General features: G+C 41.4%; 15 protein-coding genes. 14 read left to right on the top strand and 1 reads right to left on the bottom strand.

Annotation, left to right across the window (positions count from 1 at the left end):
- Positions 1-166: 166 nt before the first annotated feature.
- The 6 genes from ASG14_RS10830 (at position 167) to ASG14_RS10805 (ending at position 11,125) form a co-directional block, all read left to right on the top strand.
- On the top strand, positions 167-1,822 hold the full coding sequence (locus ASG14_RS10830) for a polysaccharide lyase family 1 protein (protein ID WP_056871088.1): 1,656 nt from the start codon (positions 167-169) through the stop codon (positions 1,820-1,822).
- A gap of 1 nt (position 1,823) precedes the next feature.
- Positions 1,824-3,464 carry a hypothetical protein gene (locus tag ASG14_RS10825; RefSeq protein ID WP_056871087.1) on the top strand — a complete coding sequence of 547 codons (1,641 nt, stop codon included), beginning with the start codon at positions 1,824-1,826 and terminating at the stop codon, positions 3,462-3,464.
- An 87-nt stretch (positions 3,465-3,551) separates the two neighbouring features.
- Positions 3,552-6,704, top strand: coding sequence for a DUF6298 domain-containing protein (locus tag ASG14_RS10820; protein ID WP_056871086.1), 3,153 nt, complete (start codon positions 3,552-3,554; stop codon positions 6,702-6,704).
- Position 6,705: 1 nt separating this feature from the next.
- Complete coding sequence (locus ASG14_RS10815) at positions 6,706-8,106, top strand: glycoside hydrolase family 140 protein (RefSeq protein ID WP_056871085.1); 1,401 nt, start codon at positions 6,706-6,708, stop codon at positions 8,104-8,106.
- Positions 8,107-8,160: 54 nt separating this feature from the next.
- The gene (locus ASG14_RS10810) at positions 8,161-9,087 is read left to right on the top strand and encodes a glycoside hydrolase family 43 protein (protein WP_082491519.1); all 927 of its coding nucleotides are present in this window, start codon (positions 8,161-8,163) and stop codon (positions 9,085-9,087) included.
- A 208-nt stretch (positions 9,088-9,295) separates the two neighbouring features.
- Positions 9,296-11,125: a six-hairpin glycosidase gene (locus tag ASG14_RS10805; protein WP_056871750.1), complete on the top strand. Its 1,830-nt coding sequence runs from the start codon at positions 9,296-9,298 to the stop codon at positions 11,123-11,125.
- 36 nt (positions 11,126-11,161) lie between these two features.
- Here ASG14_RS10805 and ASG14_RS10800 read toward each other — a convergent pair whose 3' ends face one another.
- Positions 11,162-11,389: a hypothetical protein gene (locus ASG14_RS10800; RefSeq protein WP_056871083.1), complete on the bottom strand. Its 228-nt coding sequence runs from the start codon at positions 11,387-11,389 to the stop codon at positions 11,162-11,164.
- Here ASG14_RS10800 and ASG14_RS10795 point away from each other — a divergent pair.
- The 8 genes from ASG14_RS10795 to ASG14_RS10760 all read left to right on the top strand — a co-directional run bounded on the left by ASG14_RS10795 (position 11,388) and on the right by ASG14_RS10760 (position 25,600).
- Complete coding sequence (locus tag ASG14_RS10795) at positions 11,388-12,725, top strand: sialate O-acetylesterase (protein WP_056871082.1); 1,338 nt, start codon at positions 11,388-11,390, stop codon at positions 12,723-12,725. The two genes, ASG14_RS10800 and ASG14_RS10795, sit on opposite strands and share 2 nt — an antisense overlap.
- Positions 12,725-15,499, top strand: a complete 2,775-nt coding sequence (locus ASG14_RS10790; protein ID WP_056871081.1) for a glycoside hydrolase family 2 — start codon at positions 12,725-12,727, stop codon at positions 15,497-15,499. Before ASG14_RS10795 ends, ASG14_RS10790 begins: the two co-directional genes overlap by 1 nt.
- A 203-nt stretch (positions 15,500-15,702) precedes the next feature.
- On the top strand, positions 15,703-18,444 hold the full coding sequence (locus tag ASG14_RS10785; protein ID WP_056871080.1) for an alpha-L-rhamnosidase: 2,742 nt from the start codon (positions 15,703-15,705) through the stop codon (positions 18,442-18,444).
- Between the two features lie 154 nt (positions 18,445-18,598).
- Positions 18,599-19,267, top strand: coding sequence for a DUF3826 domain-containing protein (locus ASG14_RS10780; protein WP_235528569.1), 669 nt, complete (start codon positions 18,599-18,601; stop codon positions 19,265-19,267).
- Positions 19,268-19,346: 79 nt separating this feature from the next.
- Entirely contained in the window at positions 19,347-20,483 is a 1,137-nt protein-coding gene (locus tag ASG14_RS10775) for an exo-alpha-sialidase (RefSeq protein ID WP_056871078.1), read from the top strand.
- Positions 20,480-22,066: an acetylxylan esterase gene (locus tag ASG14_RS10770; protein ID WP_235528568.1), complete on the top strand. Its 1,587-nt coding sequence runs from the start codon at positions 20,480-20,482 to the stop codon at positions 22,064-22,066. The genes ASG14_RS10775 and ASG14_RS10770 overlap by 4 nt, the downstream gene beginning before the upstream one ends.
- Before the next feature lie 3 nt (positions 22,067-22,069).
- Positions 22,070-22,996: a sugar phosphate isomerase/epimerase gene (locus ASG14_RS10765; protein WP_056871077.1), complete on the top strand. Its 927-nt coding sequence runs from the start codon at positions 22,070-22,072 to the stop codon at positions 22,994-22,996.
- 9 nt (positions 22,997-23,005) lie between these two features.
- Positions 23,006-25,600 (top strand): L-rhamnose mutarotase, encoded by a 2,595-nt coding sequence (locus tag ASG14_RS10760; protein ID WP_082491603.1) that lies wholly within the window; start codon positions 23,006-23,008, stop codon positions 25,598-25,600.
- Positions 25,601-25,629 lie beyond the last annotated feature (29 nt).

The raw sequence follows: 25,629 nt of genomic DNA, 5'->3' as shown, positions 1-25,629 counted from the left end.
AGCTATAATTTGATTGCAAATTTGAAATAAATATACTTTCTAACCAAAATTTATAAACGAAGATATCAATAAGAATGAGCCTTGACTTTTAGGATTTTGATTCATCACTTTCAAAACCTCAACCAATGCTTCATCTCTTTTGTTTCTTAAAGCGAGCGAAACACAAATGAAAAGAAAATTTTTAAATCTGTTGGTTTCAACAGCATTAATGCTCTCCGCACATTCTTCTTTTGCCCAATATCCAAATATTCCGGCTGATGTAAAAAAATCGTCAGATTCTATGATGAAGGAAGCTTATCATCAATCGGATATTGCCTGGGAAAAAGCCAAGCCCATTATCGCCAGAGAAGCAGCAGAAGGTAAACCTTATATTCCATGGGCCGGGCGGCCAAATGATTTACCACAATCAGAATTATTAGCATTTCCGGGTGCTGAGGGCGGCGGTGCTTACAGCTTTGGCGGTCACGGTGGAAGAGTTATTGTTGTAAAAAACTTAAACGACAGCGGTCCGGGTTCGTTACGCGATGCTTGCGAGCAGGGTGGGGCCAGGATAGTCGTTTTCAACGTTGCAGGGATTATCAAACTAAAAACGCCGTTAATTATTCGTGCACCTTACATTACTATTGCCGGGCAGACAGCGCCAGGGGATGGCGTTTGCGTTGCAGGTGAATCTGTTTGGTTAAACACGCACGATGTGATTGTTCGTTTTATGCGGTTTAGAAGAGGTGAAACTTTCGTAGGCCGCCGCGACGATGCCATTGGCGGGAACCCGGTTGGAAACATTATGATTGACCATGTTTCGGCAAGCTGGGGCCTGGATGAAAACATGTCGATGTATCGCCACATGTATAACGACAGCACCGGTAAAACGGAAGAGAAATTAGGTACGGTTAACATTACCATTCAAAATTCAATTTTTGCTGAAGCCTTAGATTACTGGAACCATGCTTTTGGCTCTACCTTAGGTGGAGAAAACTGCGCTTTCGTTCGTAACCTTTGGGCAGATAATGGTGCCCGGAACCCATCGATTGGCTGGAACGGAATTTTCAACTTCGCCAATAACGTAGTATTTAACTGGAATAACCGTTCTACCGATGGTGGCGATTATACAGCGCAATATAACATCATAAACAATTTCTATAAACCAGGGCCTGTTACCGATTTAAAAGATGCAATTTCTTATCGCATCTTAAAGCCTGAATCTGGTCGAAGTAAATTGCCTTATGTGGTTTTTGGCAGAGCCTATGTTAATGGAAACATTATTGATGGCAATGAAAAAGTAACAAGAAATAACTGGGATGGTGGCGTTCAGGTAGAAGATAAAAAGGGAAATTTAATGTCTTTCGAACAGGCATCGCCATATTTTGCCGCAATGAAAGCGAAAAAACCTTTTCCAATGCCAAAATTAACCATAATTCCGACGCTTGCTGCTAAAGATTATGTGTTGGCTAATGCGGGTGCTACTTTGCCGAAAAGAGATCCGGTTGATACCCGGGTGATTAAACAGGTAATAACCGGGAAAATCGAGGTGCATCCTGATGCAAAACCATCCGCTTTTCAATTTGAGCATCGAAGATTGCCGGGCGATTCATATAAACTAGGCATCATTACTGAAGTTTCGCAGGTTGGCGGCTATCCGGTTTATAAGGGAACACCCTACAAAGATGCCGACGATGATGGCATGCCTGATGCTTACGAATTAAAGAACGGGTTGAACCCGAAAGATGCATCTGATGCGATGAAGATTACCAAAAGTGGTTACTCAAACATCGAGGTTTACCTAAATAGCGTAGTTCCGGTTTCAATAGTAAAGCCCAACTGAGATGAATAAATATGCTTACCTGGCAATTTTAGCAGCTGTAGTTGGTATTGCCGATTCTGCTTTTGGCCAATATCCGGTAATTCCGGAGGCGATGGAAAAGAAAGCCGATTCTCTTTTAAAAAGTATCGAGGAGAAATCTGAACTTCAGTTTTTAAAGGTGAAGCCGATAGTTGATGAAGAAGCAAAACACGGCAAACCTTACATTCCATGGGCGGCAAAACCGGGTGATTTACCACAATCAAAAATGGTTGCCTTTCCGGGTGCCGAGGGTGGTGGTGCCTACTCTTTTGGCGGCCGCGGCGGTAAAGTCTTTGTTGTAACCAGTCTGGAAGATGCTGGTAAGGGAACACTCCGTGAGGCTTGTGAACAAGGTGGAGCACGTATTATTGTTTTCAACGTTTCGGGGATCATCAAACTAAAAACGCCGCTGATTATTCGTGCGCCTTATGTTACCATTGCTGGGCAGAGTGCCCCGGGCGATGGCATTTGTGTCGCCGGCGAATCGGTTTGGATTAACACACACGATGTTGTGATTAGATACATGCGCTTCCGTCGTGGCGCAACCGATGTAACTCGTCGCGATGATGCAATTGGCGGCAATCCGGTAGGAAATATCATCATCGACCACGTTTCCGCAAGTTGGGGATTAGACGAAAATATGTCGATTTATCGCCACGTTTACGACCCGAAAGATGGTTCAAAACCCGAAAAATTGCCAACCGTGAATGTAACCATTCAAAATTCAATTTTTTCTGAGGCATTAGATACTTACAACCACGCATTTGGAAGCACTATCGGGGGGCTAAATTCAACTTTTATGCGGAATCTTTGGGCTTCGAATATCTCCCGCAATCCTTCTGTAGGGATGTATGGAGATTTCGGCTTTGCCAATAACGTAATTTTTAACTGGTGGAACAGGAGTGCCGATGGCGGTGACAATGCCTCGTTTTACAGTTTTATTAATAATTATTACAAGCCAGGGCCAGTTACACCAGCTGGAGCGCCGATTTCTTACCGCATTCTTAAACCAGAATCTGGTAGAGACAAAAGGTTTACCAACGAATTTGGGAAAGCTTATGTAACGGGAAACGTTGTCGAAGGTAATGAGAAAGTAACGCAAAATAATTGGGATGGTGGCGTCCAGCCAGAGAGCAAACGCAACCTGCAAAAGTTGTTAGATTCTATCCGCACGGATAAACCGCTGCCAATGGCAAAGATTTCCATTATCGATACAAAAAAAGCATACGAATATGTTTTAGCCAATGCAGGTGCATCGTTGCCGGTTCGCGATGCAGTTGATCAACGTATTGTAAAACAGGTTGCTACCGGTAAAATTGAGCATGTTGAAGATGGAAAACTGCCTGCAAAGCAAAGCTATGTAAAGCGCCGGTTACCGGCAGATTCTTACAAACAGGGAATTATCTCCGATATTGAGCAGGTTGGCGGTTATCCTGAATATAAAGGCAAACCTTACTTAGATAGTGATAATGACGGTATTCCTGATGCGTGGGAAGCTAAAAATGGATTAAATCCGAAGGATGCAAAAGATTCAGGCAAAATTTCAAAATCCGGTTATTCTAATATCGAAGTTTATTTGAATAGCTTAGTAGATGTGAATAAAGTTAGGCCTTTGGGAAACTAACGAAACGCTTACTAATAAGCCGCTTTTAATCATTGAAATAATAAGCTGTTGAGGTACTTTCGCGCCTCAGCGTGATAATAAAGTAAAATGCCAAAAACTAACCACATATTAAGATTTAAAGTATTGCCAGTATTTGGTTTGCTTTTTTTGGCGATAAGCTTTTCTTTTGCGCAAAAAACCAAGCCTGTTGAGCCACCAAAGCCTATTTTTAAGGGCAAAGATGGCAAAATGGCTTATACCGCAGATGAGCTGGGAAACCGGATTCCTGATTTTTCTTATGCAGGTTACATGGCTGGTGAAAAAGCTATTCCAAATGTGGCAATTAAGGTTGTTGTGCCGGTTTCGAAAGGCGATGCTACTTTAAGGATACAATCTGCAATAAATTACGTTTCGAAATTAGCGGCTGGTAAAGATGGATTCCGCGGAGCTGTATTACTCGAAAAAGGCACTTACGAAATAGCGGGGACATTAAAATTAAGTACATCCGGAGTTATACTTCGTGGAAGTGGTTTCGGCGAAAACGGCACAAGACTTTTTGCCACGGGGCTGGATAGAATCGGCGTAATCAGAATTCTGGGTAAAAACAATAAAGTTGAAGAAAAGCCGGTAGCCATCACAGATAATTACGTGCCGGTTAACTCCAACAAAGTAACGCTGAATAATAGCAGTGGCTTCAAAGTGGGCGATAGAATCACCATTAACCGGCCATCAACTAAAGAGTGGATTGAAACTTTGAAAACAGTTGAATTCGGAGGTGGCGAGAGCGCTTTAGGATGGAAGCCGGGCACGAGAGATATCCACTGGGATAGAAAAATTCTTGCAATAAATGGCTCAACAATAACTTTTGATGCGCCAATAACAACAGCTTTGGATTCAAAACTCGGTGGCGCAACGGTAGCTAAATATCTATGGGAGGGAAGAATAGCCCAATCTGGCGTAGAAAATTTAAAGCTTGAGTCTGATTTCCATAAGGACAATGTTAAAGATGAATATCACCGCTGGACAGCCATTTGTTTGGAGAATGTGGAAGACGCCTGGGTTCGTCAGGTTGTTTTTGAACATTTTGCTGGCTCGGCTGTAAATGTTCTTGAAACCGCGAAAAGAATTACGGTTGAAGATTGTAAATCACTTGCACCGGTATCAGAAATTGGTGGCGAGCGTCGCTATACATTTTTAACCACTGGCCAGCAAACGCTTTTCCAAAGATTATATTCTGAATATGCTTACCATGATTTTGCGGTTGGTTTCTGTGCGCCCGGGCCAAATGTTTTTCTTCAATGCCAGTCTTATTTACCATTTAGCTTCAGTGGTACCATTGATAGCTGGGCATCGGGCGTTCTGTTTGATATCGTTAATGTCGACGGGCAGGCTTTAAGTTTCCTTAATCGCGGGCAGGATGGACAAGGTGCAGGCTGGAGCGCTGCAAATAGTGTTTTCTGGCAGTGTAGTGCCGCCAGGGTTGATAACTTTTCGCCGCCGACAGCACAAAATTGGGCCTTTGGTACCTGGGCTCAGTTTGCCGGGAACGGGTATTGGGACATGTCCAACGAGCAAATTCAACCCAGAAGTTTATATTATGCGCAGTTGAAAGACAGACTGGGTAATCAAATAGATTCAAGGGCTTTTGTGCTACCGGTTGAAACCGAAGCATCGAGTAGTCCGCCGGTAGATGTTGCACTTAAACTAACTAAACTGGCTTACAAGCCTGCATTGACGGTTTCTGAATATATCGATTCGTCTGCAGAAAGGAACAAAATCCCAACGGAGGCGAGCCAGGTAAAAAGTATTGATAAAATCGGTATCGATCGCATCAATGAACCAACGCTTGCACCGGCCATGGCCATTAAAGGTGGTTGGTTGGTTCGTGGCGGCCAGCTTGTTGTGGGCAACCGGCAGGAAGTTCCGTGGTGGAATGGAAGTTCCCGTCCTTACGGTTTAAAAAACACTAAATTTCATGTCACGCGTTTTGTTCCTGGCCGGGAAGGTAATGGCTTAACAGATGATTTGGAAGCGATTACCGATTCGATGAAAAATGGTTCGGTAAAGGTTTTAGACCATAATTATGGCCTTTGGTACGATAGAAGAAGAGATGATCATGAGCGTATCCGGCGTATGGACGGCGAGGTTTGGGCTCCTTTTTACGAATTACCGTACGCTCGCAGCGGCCAGGATAAAGCCTGGGACGGTTTAAGCAAATATGACATTACAAAGTACAACCTCTGGTATTGGAACAGGTTAAAAACTTTTGCTAATCTCGCCGACCAAAAAGGGTTAGTTTTAATCCACGAGAATTATTTTCAGCACAACATTATCGAAGCAGGAGCACACTATGCAGATTTTCCATGGCGCACTGCAAACAACATTAACAATACAGGTTTTCCCGAACCTGTGCCTTATGCAGGTGATAAGCGGATTTTCATGGCCGAGCAATATTATGATGTAACCAACGAGCATCGCAGCGCATTACATAGAGCTTACATTAGGCAATGCCTGGAGAATTTTGACGGAAATACCGGCGTTATACAATTAATTGGAGCCGAATTTACTGGTCCGCTGCATTTCGTGCAATTCTGGATTGATACAATTAAAGACTGGGAAAAGGAAACAGGCAAACACCCGATCATTGGCCTGAGTGTTACAAAAGATGTTCAGGATGCAATTTTGGCCGACCCGAATCGTGCCGGCGTGGTCGATTTGATTGACATTAGATATTGGCATTACCAGGCCGACGGAACAGCCTATGCTCCTCAGGGCGGATTAAATTTGGCACCAAGACAGCATGCCCGCTTATTGAAACCTAAGAAAACATCTTTCGATGAGGTTTATCACGCAGTTTCCGAATATAAAAATAGGTTTCCGGCGAAAGCAGTGATTTACTCCGCAGATAGCTTCGACAGTTTTGGCTGGGCAATTTTGATGGCAGGTGGTTCGCTTTCAAATGTTGATGAACTTGATGCATCAGTTTTAACGCTCGCATCGACCATGCAACCCTTTCTTCCGGCTGGTAAAACTGCTAAACAATATGGGTTGGAAAATCCCGGGAAGGCTTATATTTTATACAATTCATCTAATACTGCCATCAACGTCGATTTAGGTAAATCGGCCGCTAAATTCAGCGTTAAGGTTTTAGATGCTAAGACCGGAAAAGCCATCAAAGAAGAAAAAATAAATGGTGGAGCTATTGTTAAATTTAATAAGCTAACATCTGGCGATGAAGTCGTACTCATAAATAAAATTTAACATGAACATTAAATCTCAACTATTCTTTCTCCTTTTCATTTCGCTTATCGTCATCAGCTGTAAGAAAAAGGCTCATTTTGGAGACAAAAGCCTTTTGGTTTCGGGAAATGGAAGATATTTAACAACCGGCGATGGCAATCCGTTTTTCTGGCTGGGCGATACTGGCTGGTTGCTTTTTGGAAGGTTGAGCAGGGAAGAGGCAAATACCTATCTCGATGACCGTAAACAGAAAGGTTTCAATGTAATTCAGGTGATGCTTCTGCATGAGGTGCCATCGAGAAATGTTTATCTTGATTCTTCAGTTGTTCATGCTGATGTTTCAAAACCGATGATTACGCCGGGCAATAATCCGAAAGATTCTTTAGCTTACGATTATTGGGATCATGTAGATTATATTGTTGATAAGGCCGCTGAAAAAGGTCTTTACATGGCAATGGTGCCGGTTTGGGGCACAAATGTTAAAGAAAAGAAAGTTAACAAAACCCAGGCAAAAGCTTATGCCGAATTTTTAGCAAAGCGATATAAAGATAAATGGAATATTATCTGGTTAAATGGTGGCGATATAAAAGGAAGTGAAGGTATGGACGTTTGGAACACGATTGGTGAAACTTTAAGAGCGAACGACCCTAATCACCTCATCACTTTTCACCCGAGGGGAAGAACAGCTTCTTCGCAATGGTTTCAAAAAGCAGCCTGGTGCGATTTTGATATGGTTCAATCTGGTCACCGGCGCTACGACCAGGACACTTCTAAAAATGAGAAACTGCATTATGGCGAAGACAACTGGAAATATATTGAGGCCGACTACCAGTTAAAACCTACTAAGCCAACAATTGATGGCGAACCATCTTATGAGGATATTCCGCAAGGCTTACATGATACAATTGAGCCCAGGTGGACAGCCGCTGATGTGAGAAGATACGGTTACTGGTCGGTTTTTGCAGGTGCATTCGGTTATACGTATGGACACAATTCGGTGATGCAGATGTACAAAAAGACTGATTTGAAACCAGCTTACGGTCCGAAAGACCAATGGATTACAGCAATAAATGCACCCGGCGCCAGGCAAATGAAATACATTAAAGATTTGATGTTGTCTCGCTCATATTTCGACCGCGTGCCTGACCAGACGTTGGTTTCTGGAAAAAACGGCGAAAAGTACGAGCGCATTCTGGCAACGCGTGGCGAAGAGTTTGCCATGCTCTACAGTTATACAGGGCGAAATTTTAGTGTTCAAATGGGTAAAATAGATGGCGATGATGTTAAAGCATCCTGGTTCGACCCACGTACCGGAAAAATAACGCCAATTGGCGAGTTTGAAAATAAGGGGATCAAAGAATTTAATCCACCGGGAACGCCTGCAAATGGCAACGACTGGGTTTTGATATTAGATAAAATATAAAATACTTAAACCGCCGGCACAAGGCGGGTCATAAAGCAATCTCTCTATCAATAGATGTTTAAAGCAAACTTTATATCGTCATTTCGGTTAGCCATTTTTGGCATGGCTCTGTGTGGATTAACTTCTTGCGCTAAACAAGCTTATTTATTTACCTCTTTCCATGAACCTGCAACTGAAGGACTACGGTTTTTATACAGCTACGATGCTTACCATTGGACGGATTTGAATAAAACGTTTTTGAAACCTGAAATTGGCACCCAGAAAGTCTTACGCGACCCTTCAATTGTTCAAGGACCCGATGGAACTTTTCATTTAGTTTGGACCTGCAGCTGGAAAGGCGATAGAGGTTTCGGTTATGCAAGTTCGAAGGATTTAATTAACTGGACGACTCAGAAATTTCTTCCCGTTATGGAAACCGAACCCAAAACTGTAAATGTTTGGGCACCTGAGATTTTTTATGATGACGAAAAGCACGAATATGTGATCATTTGGGCATCAACCGTGCCTTTTCGCTTTGCAAAAGGAATTGAAGATGAAGACAATAACCATAGAATGTACAGCATCACCACGAAAGATTTTGTAACCTTTTCTTCACCAAAGTTATTTTTTGACCCTGGTTTTAGTGTTATAGATGCCGTAATTGTGAAAAGAGCTGCGAAAGATTATATACTGGTATTGAAGGATAACACCCGCCCAAACCGAAATTTAAAAGTGGCTTTCTCGAAAGAGGTTTTAGGGCCTTATGAAAATGTTTCAGAAACTTTTAGTCCGAAGTTAACCGAAGGCCCAACAGTTGTAAAAGTTAACAACGACTGGCTTATTTATTTCGATGCTTACGGACAAAAGATTTATTCGGCTTACAAAACATCAGATTTTAAGACATTCAACGATGTAACGGCAGAAGTTTCTGTGCCACAAGGACATAAACATGGTACCATTATAAAAGTAAAAAGAAAAGTGATTGAGAGATTGAAGAACTAAACCTCATTGCGAGGCACGGAGCAATCTCTTTAAGCCGGATTATATAGAACGAAGAGGGGGTGCTAAGGCTTAGTTGCAAGGTAATTAATAGAATAGAAAAGAAGTGTCGTCATTTCGAGGTAAGAAGCAATCTTAAAGCGAAAGAAAGGAAACCCTTATTTGTAGGACTGCTTCGTACCTCGCAATGACGAAATGCATAAGAATAAAAATGAAAACATTTAAAATACTTGCTTTAACACTACTAACGTTTGCAATTACAAAATTGCATGCGCAAGATACGGTGCGTTACACGGGTAAAACGTTGGTTAATGCAGATTATCATCACGGGCAACTTTCGCCGGTAATGGGCGTTCACAGCATTCAAACGTTTAGGGCAAACAGGGAGCATCCGGAGCTGGCAGAAAATTTTGGCTGGACATACAACCACGCTCCGATGTTAGCCTACTGGAATGGTAAATTTTACATAGAATATCTAAGCGACAAGGTTGGTGAAAGTATTCCGCCGGGACAAACATTAGTTCAATCCTCAAAAGATGGTTATAGCTGGACTAAGCCTGATGTTGTTTTTCCGGTCTATAGAATTCCTGATGGGACAACCAAAGAGGGCAGAACAGATGTTGCCAAAGATTTAGATGCCGTAATGCATCAAAGAATGGGCTTTTACGTGTCCAGCAAAAATGTTTTCCTGGTTTTAGGCTTTTATGCCATCAGTTTTGATGCAAAAGACGACCCGAACGATGGTCATGGTATTGGAAGAGCGGTTCGCGAAATTCAGGCTGATGGAAAGTACGGCCCAATCTATTTTATTCATTACAATCCAGGCTACACAGAAAAGAACACCAGATATCCTTACTTCACTAAAAGCAAAAACGCAAACTTTATTCAGGCTTGTAACGAATTGCTTTCCAATAAGTTAATGACACAGCAATGGAATGAGGAAGCTGACAGAAAGGACCCTCTGATTACCTTGCAGAAGCAATACAAAGCGTTTAGTTATTATCATTTACCCGATGGAAGAGTTGTTGGCTTGTGGAAAAATGCGCTAACGGCTATCAGTACCGACAATGGAAAAAGCTGGCCAGAAAGTGCAGTTCGTGCTCCGGGTTTTGTAAATAGTAATGCAAAAATCTGGGGACAAAAAACAAGTGACGGGAGATTTGCAACAGTTTACAATCCTTCAGAATACAGGTGGCCACTGGCAATATCGACAAGCAAAAATGGCTTGGACTACACAAATTTGCTGCTGATTAATGGAGAAATTACACCAATGCGCTATGGCGGAAATTACAAATCTTATGGTCCGCAATATGTCCGGGGCATTGAAGAAGGAAATGGAAAACCTTCCGATGGTAAATTATGGGTAACTTATAGCATGAACAAAGAAGATATCTGGGTTTCTTCGGTTCCGGTGCCTGTTACCGACATCGCGACACAGCATGTAAATGATGACTTTGAAAAATTGGCAAAGGGCAAAGCGTTAGCAATGTGGAACATTTATAGTCCGCTTTGGGCGCCGGTAAGTGTCGAAAATGGTGCGCTGATTTTAAAAGACAAAGATCCATTCGATTTTGCCAAAGCGGAAAGACTATTTCCTGCCTCGAAAAAAGTAATCACATCATTTTCGGTTAGCCCAAAACAAAATGACTTTGGTTTGCTCGAAATTGAGCTGCAGGATGCAAAAGGAATGGCAACCGTACGTTTAACTTTTGATACCACCGGAACTTTAAGCGCAAAAGCGGGCGCCCGCTACAAAAATTTTATGAAATATGAAGCCGGAAAAATTTACAACGTTAAACTGAAATTAGATGCGCACACCCGCTTTTACACAGTTAGCGTAAATGGGAAAGATGTACTAACCAGCTTAGCGTTTCAGCCGGTGGCTGATGTTTCCCGAATCGTTTTTCGCACTGGCGATGTTCGCCGCTTTCCTGATGTTGATACTGCTGCAGACCAAACCTACGACCTAAAAAACGCAGGAGAATACGAGAAAAAAGAGGCGGTATATTCCATTAAATATTTAAGAACGGAGGGATTTTAGGATGATTGATTTTTCTGGAAAAATATATTTTTCAACTCACAAAGCTGCAATTTCTTCCGCCGTTGAGCAATCTTCAACGCTATTTAAAAACATTTCTGGCTTTCCTAGTACCGACATGGAAGAAGCGGAAAATAAGTCGTCATTTTGCATAAGTTCGGTGCCTTCGCCAAACACAGGCAAAGCTCTTTTGCTGGCGTTATTTTTACTGGTTTCATTTTCTGTAAATGCTAAAATACTTTTGCCCCAAATCTTATCTTCCAACATGGTTTTGCAAAGTGAAAAACCAATTAATATCTGGGGTTTTGCATCTCCTGATGAAAAAGTAAAAGTGGAGTTTGCCGGTCAGACAAAACAAACAGAAGCTGATAAAGATGGAAACTGGTCGGTTGTTCTAAATCCACTAAAAATATCGGCGAAACCGCAGTCGATGACAATTTCAGGCACCAATAAAATCAAATTAGACAATATTTTGGTGGGCGAAGTTTGGTTATGTTCAGGTCAATCCAACATGGAATATCAAATGCGTAAACTTGCGAAAATTCCTAAGCCGAAAAATGAACAATTAGGTTTTCCCGCGGATGAGGTGGAGCAAGCAAACAATAGCCAGATTAGAATTTTTCTGGTGAACCGAAAGCAATTGGCAAAGCCAGATTCTCTTCATAAAAGTTGGGCTGTTGCCGAAGATTCAGCGCTGCGGGCCTTTTCCGCTGTTGGTTATTTCTTCGGAAAAGAACTTCAAAAAAGATTAGGTGTCCCAGTTGGAATCATTTCTTCTTCCGTTTCCGGAAGCGCAATTGAGCCTTGGATTGCTCAGGAAGCTTTCAACCAGGAAGAATATTTTAATAACCAAAAAGTAAGTAACGACCCAGGTAAGTTTTATGGGCCCATGATTGAACCGCTTTCAAAATTCAAAGTCCGGGGTTTTTTGTGGTACCAGGGTGAAACCAACTGCTTTTTGAATGAAACGCTTAGCTACGCCTATAAACTTAAAACCTTGATAAACCTTTGGCGAAAAGCCTGGGGCGAACAGCAATTGCCTTTCTACTATGTTCAAATTGCGCCTTACGATTACAGTAAGCAAAAAAGCGATAAAGTTGTACTTACACCAGATACCGAACCCAGTTTTTGGGAAGCGCAACAGCAGGTTCTACGCATACCATTTACCGGCATGGTTTCAACATCAGATTTAAATGACAACGGCGCAGACTTGCACCCAACTTACAAATGGGAAGTAGGCAGAAGGTTAGCTTTGATGGCCCTTGGGAAAACTTATCAGCAAAAGATAAATTTTTCGGGCCCGATTTACAAAGCAGTTTCTTATAAAAACGGTAAAGCGCTGCTCGAATTCGATAACCTGAACTCAGCTAAGTCGTCTTCATTAACGGGTTTTACGATTGCCGGTCACGATGGCAAATTTGTAAATGCAGAGGCTTTTGTACAGAATGATAGGGTTATCGTTTATTCAAAGGAAATTTCTGCCCCTGCTGCCGTGCGTTATAACTGGACAGAAAGCCCCGCAGGAAACTTCTACAGCAATGGCCTGCCTGCGCTACCTTTCAGAACTGATAATCCCCTAACCGATAAGTTTAAAGTGAACTAATGAAAGCCAGATTGATACTTCTTTTTTGTTCGATAATGATGTTTGGCGCTGCAAAGGCACAGCTTACGGAAAAAATGTACCTGTCAGGAACTGGAAATGACAACACCATTAATTGGGATTTTTTCTGCACAGCGGGCGCAAATTCAGGTAAATGGACAACCATTCCGGTACCATCAAACTGGGAATTGCAGGGCTTTGGAAAGTACAATTATGGTTTTAACAAAGAAGAAAATAAAGGTAAAGAACATGGGCTTTACAGGTTCAGGTTCGTGGTTCCGGCAAATTGGAAAGACAAGAAAATAAATATTGTTTTCGAGGGTTCGATGACGGATACTGAAGTTAAAATAAACGGAAAATCGGCGGGTGCAATTCACCAGGGTTCGTTTTACGTTTTTAAATACGATATTTCTAAAATCGTAAAAACGGGCAGCGATAATTTGCTCGAAGTTACGGTTTCAAAGCATTCTGCCAATCAATCGGTTAATGAAGCAGAGCGCAAAGCTGATTTCTGGATTTTTGGAGGCATTTTCAGGCCGGTTTATTTAGAAGCCGAGCCCCAAACGCATATTAAAAGGGTTCAGATTGATGCCAAAGCCGACGGTAGTTTTAATGCGCAATTGGTTTTTACCGGTGATGCTGATAAGGTGGAGGTTGAACTGTTTACAAAAGATGAAAAACGATTTGGAAACAAGTTTACAACCTCAATCAAAAAAGGTTCGCAAAAAATAATGTTGAACCATCAATTTTCGGGTCCTAAACTATGGTCGTCAGAATTTCCGAATCTTTATGCCGCAACTTTTACCTTAATAAAAAACGGTAAGGAAATTCATCGGCTTACAAAGAAAATTGGGTTTAGAACAATTGAGGTTAAGGAACGCGACGGGGTTTATGTTAATGGCGTAAAAATAAAATTCAAAGGCGTAAACCGACACTCTTTTTATCCTTCATCAGGCAGAACAACCAGTAAAAAAATCAGCATTGCCGATGTTGAACTTATGAAAGAAATGAACATGAATGCCGTTCGTATGTCGCACTATCCGCCTGACGGGCACTTTTTAAATGTCTGCGATTCGCTCGGTTTATATGTTATGGACGAGTTGGCGGGCTGGCACGGAACCTACGATACGCCAACAGGTACAAAATTGATGAAGGAGATGATGTTGAATGATGAGAACCATCCATCAATTATTTTCTGGGCAAACGGAAATGAAGGTGGACACAATCGTGAACTCGACCACCTTTTTGTTGAAGAAGACATTCAGAAACGGCCGGTTATTCATCCCTGGGAAGTTTTTAATGGTTTTGAAACCACGCACTATCGCGAATATAATTATGGGATTGGTAATTACGACCATGGTCACAACATTTTAATGCCGACCGAATTTTTGCATGGCATGTGGGATGGTGGTCATGGTGCGGGCATAGAAGATTATTGGAATGCAATGTGGAATAACCCGCTTTCTGCAGGTGGTTTCTTGTGGGATTTTGCCGACCAGGCGGTGGTTCGTACTGATAAAAACGGCGAACTTGATACCGATGGAAACCATGGTCCTGATGGCATAGTTGGCCCATACCATGAGAAGGAAGGCAGTTTCTTCACGATTAAGGAAGTTTGGAGTCCTGTTTTTGTAGAGCATCGCGAAATGACTGCAGGGTTTGACGGATCCTTTTTGCTGGAAAACCGTTACGCCTTTACAAACGTCAATCAATGCTCTTTCGAATGGAAACTAAAAAAGCTCGGGGCGCAAAGAGATGGTGAATTTAAGGCCGGGAAGGCAAGTGCACCAAATATTAAGCCGTTCGAAAAGGGGAAATTACAAATCACTCTTCCTGCCGACTGGCGAACTTTTGACGCATTTTACCTCACCATAAAAGATGTTTATGGCAAAGAATTATTTACCTGGAGTTTTCCAATTACTTTGCCTGCTACCGATGCACAGAAAATTCTATCAACCACGGGGAGTTCAAAAGTGGTTTTAAACGAAGACGCTCAAAGTTTCAGGGTTTCTGCAAATGGAATTGGTTTAACCTTTAATAAAACAACCGGTTTACTGCAACAAGCCAAAAATGCCAGTGGCATAATTCCGTTTACAAACGGGCCCATTTTGCAGGAAGGTGTTAATAATTTCAAAAATTTTAGCGCTAAGATGGATGGCGAAAATCTGGTTATAGCGTCCAAATTTGATAAGAAAGAAAGCTGGAACACGTTAACCTGGACTGTTTATCCCTCGGGCTGGCTGAAAATGGAAGTTCGGTATTTTCCATCAGAATACTTTACCACTTTCGTGGGATTGAATTTCTCCTACCCCGAAAAGGATATCAAAAGTGTTAACTACAAAGGCAACGGCCCATATCGCGTTTGGAAAAATAGAATGAAAGGCACAGAATTCGGGATTTGGAAAAAGGATTACAACGACTCCGCTACCGGCGAACCTGCATGGCAATATCCCGAGTTTAAAGGCTATTACGCTAACATGTACTGGTGTGAGTTTACGGGTAAAAATCAATCGTTCAAAGTAGTAGCGGACAGGGAGGATGTTTTTATGCGGTTGTTTACGCCCAGGAAATCAAAAGATACAGAGTATGATAACATCAGCCCAACCTTCCCTAACGGCGATATTTCTTTCATGAATGCAATTTCAGCAATTGGAACTAAAACGCAGAAACCAGAAACAACCGGCCCGATGGGTATGAAAAATATTTATTACGATTTTGATAAAGACCCGAGCAGGGCATTAAACATGACTTTGTATTTTGATTTTTCAAAGAAATAAAACTGCAAATGATAATGGGAGAGCGGTAAATATTTATACGATGAAGAAGAATACTTCAATCAAATCACTCAGAAATTTATGAGTGGGTAGGCAAAGGAAGTAAGTTAAATTAATAGTTGCCCCCGGGAAGTCAGCGACAATAATTGAAAGATAAAAAAGAAAAAAAAGTGTTTGACTTAACCTGTTAATCACTGCGAAACGAAATGAACATAAAAATCTACATATTGATAATCAGCATTTGGCTGCTAACATTTACCAAGTTGGCGGCGCAGGTTTCCTTGCAAAATACCACCTGCGAAATGCTTGAAAATCCTTTAGGAATTGATGTTCAAAAGCCGCGTTTTGGCTGGCAAATTAGCTCAGGCGAACGCAATGTTATGCAAACGGCCTATCAGGTATTGGTTTCATCATCTGCTGAAAAGCTAAATGCTGGCGAAGCCGATTTGTGGGACTCTAAAAAGGTAAGTTCTGCAGAATCTATTTATGTTAATTACGATGGCAAAGCGCTTAAGAGTAGATTGAAGGCTTATTGGAAAGTTAAAGTATGGACAACTGCCGGCGAGAGCGAGTGGTGTAAAGCAAACTATTTTTCGATGGGTTTACTGTATTATAAAGATTGGCCTAAGGGTTGGATTGGGTTCGACAGGGCTTTCCCGTGGGATAACATCAAAACCGATTCCCGGCTTTCGGCACGTTATTTCAGAAAGGAATTTCAAACTACGAAAACGGTTAAATCCGCTACAGCATCCATTATCGGCTTAGGTTTATATGAGCTTTTTATCAACGGTAAAAAAGTGGGGGAGGATGTATTGTCGCCATCGCCAACGGATTTCACAAAAAATGTAAAGTACAATACCTATGATGTTACCAGCTACATCCAAAATGGGAAAAATGCGATTGGTACAATTTTAGGTAATGGCCGGTTTTTCGCCATGCGCCAAAATGAAAAGCCTTATAAAATTAAAACCTTTGGTTTTCCAAAAATGCTGCTGAACGTAAACATTGTTTACACGGATGGAACAAGCACCAACATTGATACAGATGATAGTTGGAAGGGCACAACCGACGGACCAATCAGAGCCAACAATGAATATGATGGCGAAGAATATGATGCAAATAAAGAATTTACTGATTGGAATAAAAGTGGATTTGATGACAGCAAATGGACAAAGGCCCAATTTGTTCAGGAACCTACAGGTGTAATAGAGGCTCAAATGAACGAAAATATGCGGGTGATGAAAACTTTGAAACCAGTCTCGGTTAGCAAGCTGTCAGGCGGCAGATACATCCTGGATATGGGTCAGAATATGGTAGGCTGGTTGCAAATTAAAGTGAGGGGTTTAAAAGGGAAGCAAATTAAGATGCGCTTTGCCGAATCGTTGCAACCCAATGGCGAACTTTTTACCGCCAACCTTCGTAATGCAAAATGTACAGATTTGTACACCTTGAAGGGTGGTGAGACTGAAACGTGGGAGCCTACTTTTGCATACCGTGGCTTTAGATATGTGGAACTTTCCGGCTACGCTTACCAGCCATCACTAAATGATTTTGTTGGAAAAATGATTTATGATAATGTTAAAACCGTCGGAACGTTTGAAACATCGGATGCATTAACCAATCAGATTTTCAAAAATGCGTGGTGGGGAATTGCCGGGAGTTATAAAGGCATCCCGGTCGATTGTCCGCAACGTAACGAGCGCATGCCATGGCTGGGTGACAGAGGTGCGGTTGCTTATGGCGAAAGTTTCGTTTTTGACAATGGCAGGTTCTACACCAAGTGGCTGCAAGACATCAGAAATTCGCAGAAAGAAGATGGTGCCATCCCCGATGTTGCGCCAGCTTTCTGGCGATATTACAGCGACAATATGACCTGGCCCGGCGCCATGCTTTTGGTAACGGAAATGGTTTACAAGCAAACCGGCGATATTAATGCCGTTCGGGATAATTATCCGACGATGAAAAAGTGGTTAGCTTACATGCAAGACCGCTATATGAAAGATTATATTTTAACCAAAGATAGCTATGGCGATTGGTGCATGCCACCCCTAACAATTGAAATTGGAAGAGGAAAAAGTGCCGATAAAAAGTATCCTTCAGAATTAATTTCAACGGCTTATTATTATCATTTTACCCGGTTGATGATGCAGTTTGGCAATGCAATTGGTAATGTGGAGGATGTTAAAAGCTATGAGTTGCTGGGTGAAAAAATCAAAGATGCTTTCAACCAAAAATATTATAACGACGAAAAAGCTTATTATGCCTCCAATGCATTAACAGACAATATTATTCCGCTCTATTTTGGTTTGGTTCCAAAGGAAAAAGTTGAAAAAGTTTTTAAGAACATTACTTATACGGTCGAGGTAACAAACGGGGGCCATCTAAGTAATGGACTGGTAGGTATCCAATGGTTAATGCGTTGCTTAAACGATTACGGCAGGCCTGATTTGGCCTATACCATCGCCACAAAAAAATCTTACCCAAGTTGGGGCTATATGGTTGAAAACGGTGCCACCACAATTTGGGAATTATGGAATGGAAACACTGCCGACCCAAAAATGAATTCGCAAAATCACGTCATGATGCTTGGCGATTTGCTAATCTGGTATTACGAAAATCTGGCCGGAATAAAGTCCGAACATGGTGCCTTTAAACAAATTATAATGAAGCCTGAGATGATAAACGGTTTAAATTCAGTAAATGCCAGCTACAATTCGGTTTATGGTTTAGTCAAAAGCGCCTACAGTAAAACTGGAAAATCGTTTAACTGGAAGGTCACGATTCCGCCAAATACAAGGGCTTTAGCTTACGTTCCCGCACATAACAAAAATGAGATTTCAGAGAAACTAAAATCAATTAAGGACATAAAATTTATAAAAATGGAAGATAACAGGGCGATTTTTGAGCTTGGTTCGGGAGATTACTCGTTCATTGTGGAAGGAAAGTAGTTTGAAAACGTTTGTTATTGCAATGGACGCAAAACCAAACTGAACAATCTTTTTAAACTGTTTAAAAGATTGCCGGCTTCAATCTGAAAAAGAACATAATTATCCTCCCCGAAACGAAGCAAATTAAAATTTAGCAAACGATAATTAAAATACAATGATGAAAATATTTTTAAAGCCACTGATGCTTCTCTTTTTAATGCTAACCACAGTAAATGTGTTCAGCCAGACTAAGGATGTTGGAGTTTCTGAAGAGATTCGAAATAAGGCAAAAGAATGGGTTTCTGCATTAAATCTGACAGATGCGGCGAAGAAAGCAGCGGTGGAAAATAGTATTGCGGTTCACTTAACCGCTGTAAGGGATTGGCATAACAGTCATCCGGCATCTACAGTTCCTGATGGAATAAATCCCGTTACGGGTAGCAAACTAAATGATTTGGATAAGCAAATCATTGCCGATTCTGCCATTCCCTCAAATGTTCACGCAGCTTTGATGGATGCCTTGAAACAGAATTTATCTCCGGAGCAGGTTGAAATAATTTTAGATAAATACACCATTGGTAAAGTTGAGTTTACGATGAAAGGTTATAAATCAATCGTTCCTGATTTAACTGCTGATGAAGAAATGAAGATTTTAGGCTTTTTAAAAATTGCCAGGGAGCAAGCAATCGATTTTAAAAACATGAAACAGATTTCGGCTATTTTCGAGATTTACAAAACTAAATCAGAACAAATGTTGAATAACAATGGCCGCAATTGGAGAGCGCTTTATAGTGCGTACACTAAAAAAATTAAAGAAGAAAAAGCAGCTAAGCAGAAACAGTAGCCTTTTTTGGTTATTTGGAGCGACTAAAACTGGGAAATTTTTGAAGCGGATTTATTAGACAGTTCATTAATAAGATATTATGTTAAAATTAAAAATATACATCACATCTATCGTTGTGTTTGCATTTGCCATCAACGCAAATGCGCAGGTAGAAAAGTGGCAAAATGGTGTTGTAACGCAGGAGTTCTTGTATGATAAGGCGCCTTTCCCATCCTGTCATTCTGCAACAATTGCGGAAACGCCCACGGGTTTAGTGGCGTCTTTTTTTGGAGGCACAAAAGAACGCAATCCTGATGTAGAAATTTACATTAGTCGCCTTGTAAATGGCAAATGGTTAGCCCCGGTTTCAGTAGCAGACGGAATTCAGCCAGCTGGCAAAAGATTACCGACATGGAATCCTGTGCTTTATCAGATTCCGGGTGGAGACTTATTGCTTTTCTACAAAATTGGCCCTAAACCATCTGAATGGTGGGGCATGATGAAAACCTCAAAGGATGGCGGAATAAGCTGGTCTGAGGCTACAAAACTACCCGACGGCTATATCGGTCCGGTTAAAAATAAACCTGTTTTACTTAGTAATGGAAATCTGTTTGCGCCTTCAAGTAAAGAAGGCGACGGTTGGAAAATTCATTTTGAGGTTACAAAAGATAACGGTAAAACATGGCGCATGGTTGGGCCGCTCCCAGAAAACGGCATTAAGGCCATTCAGCCAAGCATTTTGCAGCATGGAAATGGAAAGCTTCAAATTTTAGCCAGAACAGCGAACAGAGCAGTTGTAGAATCATGGTCTGAAGATAATGGTGAAACCTGGTCGGCTTTAACTAAAACGTCATTGCCAAACAATAACTCCGGCACCGATGCCGTAACCCTGAAAGATGGACGACATGTTTTGGTTTACAACCACGTATTGCCACCAGGCGATTTAGCCAAAGGTGCGAGAACACCTTTAAACGTTTCTGTTTCGAAAGATGGAAAAAACTGGTATGCAGCACTAATATTAGAAGACGCTCCGATTAGTCAATATTCTTATCCGGCCGTAATCCAAACTGCTGATGGAATGCTTCATTTCATTTATACGTGGCGAAGGGAAAAAATTAAACACGTGGTTGTAGATCCCTCCAAGCTAAAATTGAAGAAAATAAAAAATGGCGTTTGGCCGCAGTTAAAAGGTTATAAAGCGCCTGTAATCACCGAAACAAAAAGCGAAGAGCCATGAGATTAGATACGTTTTCATTGATTAAGATGGTCGTTTCGACTGTAACGGATAAATTATTTGAAATGGTTTCAAAGGTTTTTTCGCTGCCGCTTCAAAAAGCTGCAACACCTAAAAATCTTGTGCTCAGACATCTTTTTTCGACATCATCCTACACTCTTTTGGACGCTGCACTGCGAAGAAATTCTAGAAAGTTTACTTTGCTGATAGTTTTACTCGCTTTTTTCACAAATCTCGTAGCGCAAACCCAAAACACTGATAACCTCTACAAAAAATCGCTTGTTGATGTGCTGAAAGATATTCAAACCCGTTTCAAAATTCAGATTAAGTATTCAGATCCTCAGGTAAAAGATAAATGGGTAAACTACGCCGACTGGCGTTTTCGTGCAGATGTTGATGAAACGCTTGCCAACGTACTTGCTCCTTTGGATATGAAAGTAAACAAAGAAAAACCCGGCGTTTACAAGCTAAAAGAGTACGAATATTACCGATGGGAAGTTGAGGATGGATGGGCTTATCTGGACAACTTAGCAACAAAATACCACGATAAAGCCAGCTGGGAGAAGCGCAAAGCCGCAATTAAACCTGAACTGTACAAAGCGCTAATGTTATCGCCTTTGCCTGCTAAAGTAACTTCAAAACCAATTATTACGGCGAAAAGAATTTTTGATGGTTATTCCGTCGAAAATATAGCTTTAGAAATTTTGCCTGGCGTTTGGATAAACGGTTCACTATACAAACCATTGAATGTAAAAGGCAAAATCCCACTTGTTTTAAGTCCAGACGGGCATTGGGAAAAGCAACGTTACCGGCCCGATTGTCAGATCCGTTGTGCAACAATTGCAAGAATGGGTGCAATGGCGTTCAGCTATGATTTATTTGCTTGGGGCGAATCGATGCTACAGTTTAAATATGAAGACCATCGCCGGAGTTTAGCGCAAACGGTTCAAACCCTTGGCGGAATCAGGATTTTGGATTATTTCTCCGCGTTGAAGGAAACAGATACAAGCAGGATTGGAATCAGTGGCGGTTCTGGCGCAGGAAGCCATTCGATTTTAATGACTGCCATAGACGATAGAATAAAACTCAGTGCGCCGGTTGTTGCCATGTCATCATACTTTTATGGCGGCTGCCCCTGCGAAAGCGGGATGCCGATTCACCAATGCGGCGGCGGAACAGATAACGTCGAATTAGCAGCCATGGCTGCACCACGGCCACAATTATTGGTTTCGGACGGAGGCGATTGGACTGCACACACGCCTGAACATGATTTTCCTTATCTCCAGAAAATGTATGGTTTTTATGGCCTTGCCAACAAGGTAGAAAACGTACATCTACCAGAAGAGAAACACGATTTTGGCATTAATAAACGAATTGCATTGTACGATTTTTTAATTAAAAACTTTAAGCTGAATGGAAATGCGGTTAAGAATAAATCAGGAAAATATGACGAAAGTAAAGTGACCATAGAACGGGAAAGCGCAATGTATGTTTTTGGTGAAAAAGGAGAAAGGTTGCCAAAAAATGCAGTGATGGGCTTTGAAAATTTGGAAAAGCTATTTCCATCAATGTCAAAAAAGTTATAGCCAATGGAGTACAAGAGAAGAACTTTTCTAGCCAATATCGCTTTGCTTTCGGGAGCGCTTCTATTTCCCAATCAACTGCTTTTGGCAGCTGAAAAAAGAAATAGATATAAGGTCGCTGTAATCGATTTGATGATTTTGAAGCGCCAGAAAATCAGCGCTTTGCCTTTAGCACGTGAACTTGGCGCTGATGGTATCGAGATTGATATGGGCGGTTTAGGGGATAGAATAACCTTTGATAATAAACTTGCCGACCCTGAAATTAGGCGTGAATACCTTAACAAGGCAAAAGCGTTGAATTTGGAAATTTGCTCCCTTGCTATGACCGGTTTTTATGCACAATCTTTTGCTATACGCCCAACTTATAAAAAGATTGTTCAGGATTGTTTGGACACTGCAGAAGCGATGAATGTTAAGGTTGTCTTTCTTCCGCTGGGTGTTCAGGGAGATTTAGTGCAAAATCCACAGCTTCGGGAACCAATAATTGAGCGGTTAAAAGTGGCTGGGAAGATGGCATCAAGAGCCGGTGTTGTTATTGGTATCGAAACTTCTTTAGATGCCGCCGGCGAATTACAATTGTTGAAAGATGTTGGATCCGGCGCTGTTAAAAGCTATTTTAACTTTTCTAACGCCATTAAAAATGGCAGAGACTTACATCAGGAACTCAGGATTTTAGGCCGAAAAAATATTATCCAGATTCACGCAACGAATGAAGATGGAGTTTGGTTGCAAAACGACCCTAAAATTGATTTAAATAAAGTTAAAGAAACACTCGATGCAATGAACTGGAAAGGCTGGCTGGTTGTAGAAAGAAGCAGAGATGCACAGCAACCCACCAACGTGAAATATAATTTTGGGGCTAATACAAACTATCTTAAGTCTGTTTTTCAAGTCGATAATCCCTCATCTGGTAACGCCAGGCAATCGTATTAAATTATGGGAATGGCGATAGCGAATAATTTGCAAAGCGAAAACAGCGTGAACAAGCTGTTGACTTCTTCGGTGTCATCACGACTAAAGTCGGGAGAATTGAGGCGTTTTATAATTCTTATCGTTCTTCTGTTACTCAGTTGTTTAGCTCTTAAAGCAAACGCAGTAGATATTTACGTTGCTGCAAATGGCTCTGATAAAAATTCGGGAACCAAAGAACAGCCATTGGCAACATTACATCTGGCTATCAGAAAAGCAAGGGAGTTAAGGCGTTTAAACGATCCTTCGATAAAAGATGGCGTTAACATCGTCATAAATGAAGGCATTTATAAACTCCACGAGCCCATCGTGCTCCGTGCTGAAGACTCGGGAACGAAAGCGCATCCAACAGAGATTATTGCTAATGGTAAGGTCGTTTTAAGCGGTGGTACAAAAGTTGGCGGCTGGAAAAAATTTAATGGAATTCTTAAAAACCTTCCTGCAGCGGCTAAAGGCAAAATATGGGTGGCAAACATTCCGAACTTTGGTGGAAATGACTTACAATTCCGCCAACTTTGGGTGAACGGAATTAAAGCTTCGCGTGCAAAAAACTATAATGGTGATGCAATGGGAAGGATTTTATCCTGGAATAAGGAAAAGCAAACCTGTATAATTCCAGTTGGCAAGGGTTTCAATTTTAAGGATATTCAAGGTATGGAGATGCTCATTCACCAGTGGTGGGCAATTGCGAACCTCCGTGTTCAATCGGTCAAAGTGACTGGTAACAAAGCCGAACTTTCTTTTATGCAGCCCGAAAGCAGAATTCAATCTGAACACCCCTGGCCAGCGCCCTGGATTTCTGAGAAAACAGGTAATTCTGCCTTTTATTTATCCAATGCTATTCAGTTTTTAGATGAGCCCGGCGAATGGTACGCTGATTTCAACAGCCATAAGCTTTATTACTGGCCGAAAGCATCAGAAAATATGTTAAACGCTGATGTCGTTGTTCCTGCCCTTGAAACGTTGTTGAAAATTGAAGGAACAGCTGATAATCCCGTATCGTTCATTAACGTTAAAGGCATTTCCTTTGCGTATGCTACGTGGCTGCGGCCGTCGAAAGAAGGTCACGTGCCACATCAGGCAGGTATGTTTATGCTCGATGCATACAAGCTTCAAAAACCAGGCACACCAGATAAACCGACCCTGGAAAATCAGGCGTGGGTTGGCCGTCCGGCTTCGGCTGTTGAGGTTACTTATGCGAGCAACACGTCTTTCCAGTCTTGCCGCTTTGTTCACCTTGCATCAACAGGTTTGGATTATAAAAAAGGCACTTCCAATAGTTTAATCCGTGGAAATTTGTTTAAAGATATTGGTGGCTCCGCAATTTTAATTGGCACTTTTTCTGATGAGGCGACCGAAGTTCACCTCCCTTACAACCCTTCGGATAAGCGGGAAGTATCGACTGGCGATGGTATTGAAAACAATTTGATTACCGACGTTACGAATGAGGATTGGGGCGCAGTTGGTATTGGCGCTGGCTATGTTCGGGGCATAAAAATTGTGCATAACGAAATCAATGACGTTTCCTATTCAGGAATCAGCATGGGTTGGGGCTGGACTAAAAGCCAAAACGCAATGAAGGATAATACCATTTCCGCCAATAAAATTCATCATTACGGAAAACATATGTACGATGTTGCAGGAATTTACACGTTATCTGCCCAACCTGATTCGTACATCACCGAAAATGTGATTGATAGCATTTATAAAGCGCCGTTTGCACATCTTCCCGACCATTGGTTTTACCTGTATACCGATGAAGGGTCTTCGTATTTTACGATAAAAAACAATTGGACGCCGACAGAGAAATACCTTCAAAACGCCAACGGACCAGATAATTTGTGGATGCAAAACGGTTCGGCAGTGGCCCAGACTGTAAAACAGAATGCAGGTTTGGAGCCAGCTTTTCAATATCTTTTGAGGGAAAAATCGACCTATTCAAATCGAAGCATTAACCAGGCTGAAGACAAGCCGGTGGTGTTTGAATTAATTTTTAAAAATGATGATTTACCATCAAATAGGGCTTTAGAGGGCTTTGCAAAAGAAAATAACTTGCACTTCAGTTCTATTTACAAGTGGAATAATCGTTTGGTTATTTACACTTCTAGCTTAAAAGTAGAAAGTTTACAACAGACTTTGAAGCGGCTAAACGCTGTTCAAATTAAGCTATATGATAATTTGTTTTATGATTTCAACCGAGAAAAAAACTGTGGCGACAAGCCGGTTCCCGAGTGGGATAATATCATTTTATCTGCCAATTTGGTAGATGATGAAAAGATGCAGAGTGAATATTTGAGTTACCATAAAACGCAGTTCGAAAAATGGCCAGAGGTTTCTAAAGGATTTTGTAAAGCAGAATTTCAGCGTTTGACAATTTTTAAAAAAGATAGGCAGCTCATGCTAGTCATTAGCATCCCAAAAGGGAAAAAACTAGATGATTTAAACAACAAAACGACTTTGAATAATCCTAAAGTAGACGAATGGAATTCGATAATGAAAAAATATCAGCAGGGAATTGAAGGCACGAAACCCGGTGAGGTTTGGGTGTTTTTTAAACCTGTTGAATGAACTTACTAGATAGCTATAGAGAGGCCAAA

This window comes from Pedobacter sp. Leaf194 (genome assembly GCF_001423945.1).
Classification (GTDB): domain Bacteria; phylum Bacteroidota; class Bacteroidia; order Sphingobacteriales; family Sphingobacteriaceae; genus Pedobacter.
This window is presented reverse-complemented; position numbering and strand designations above follow the sequence as displayed.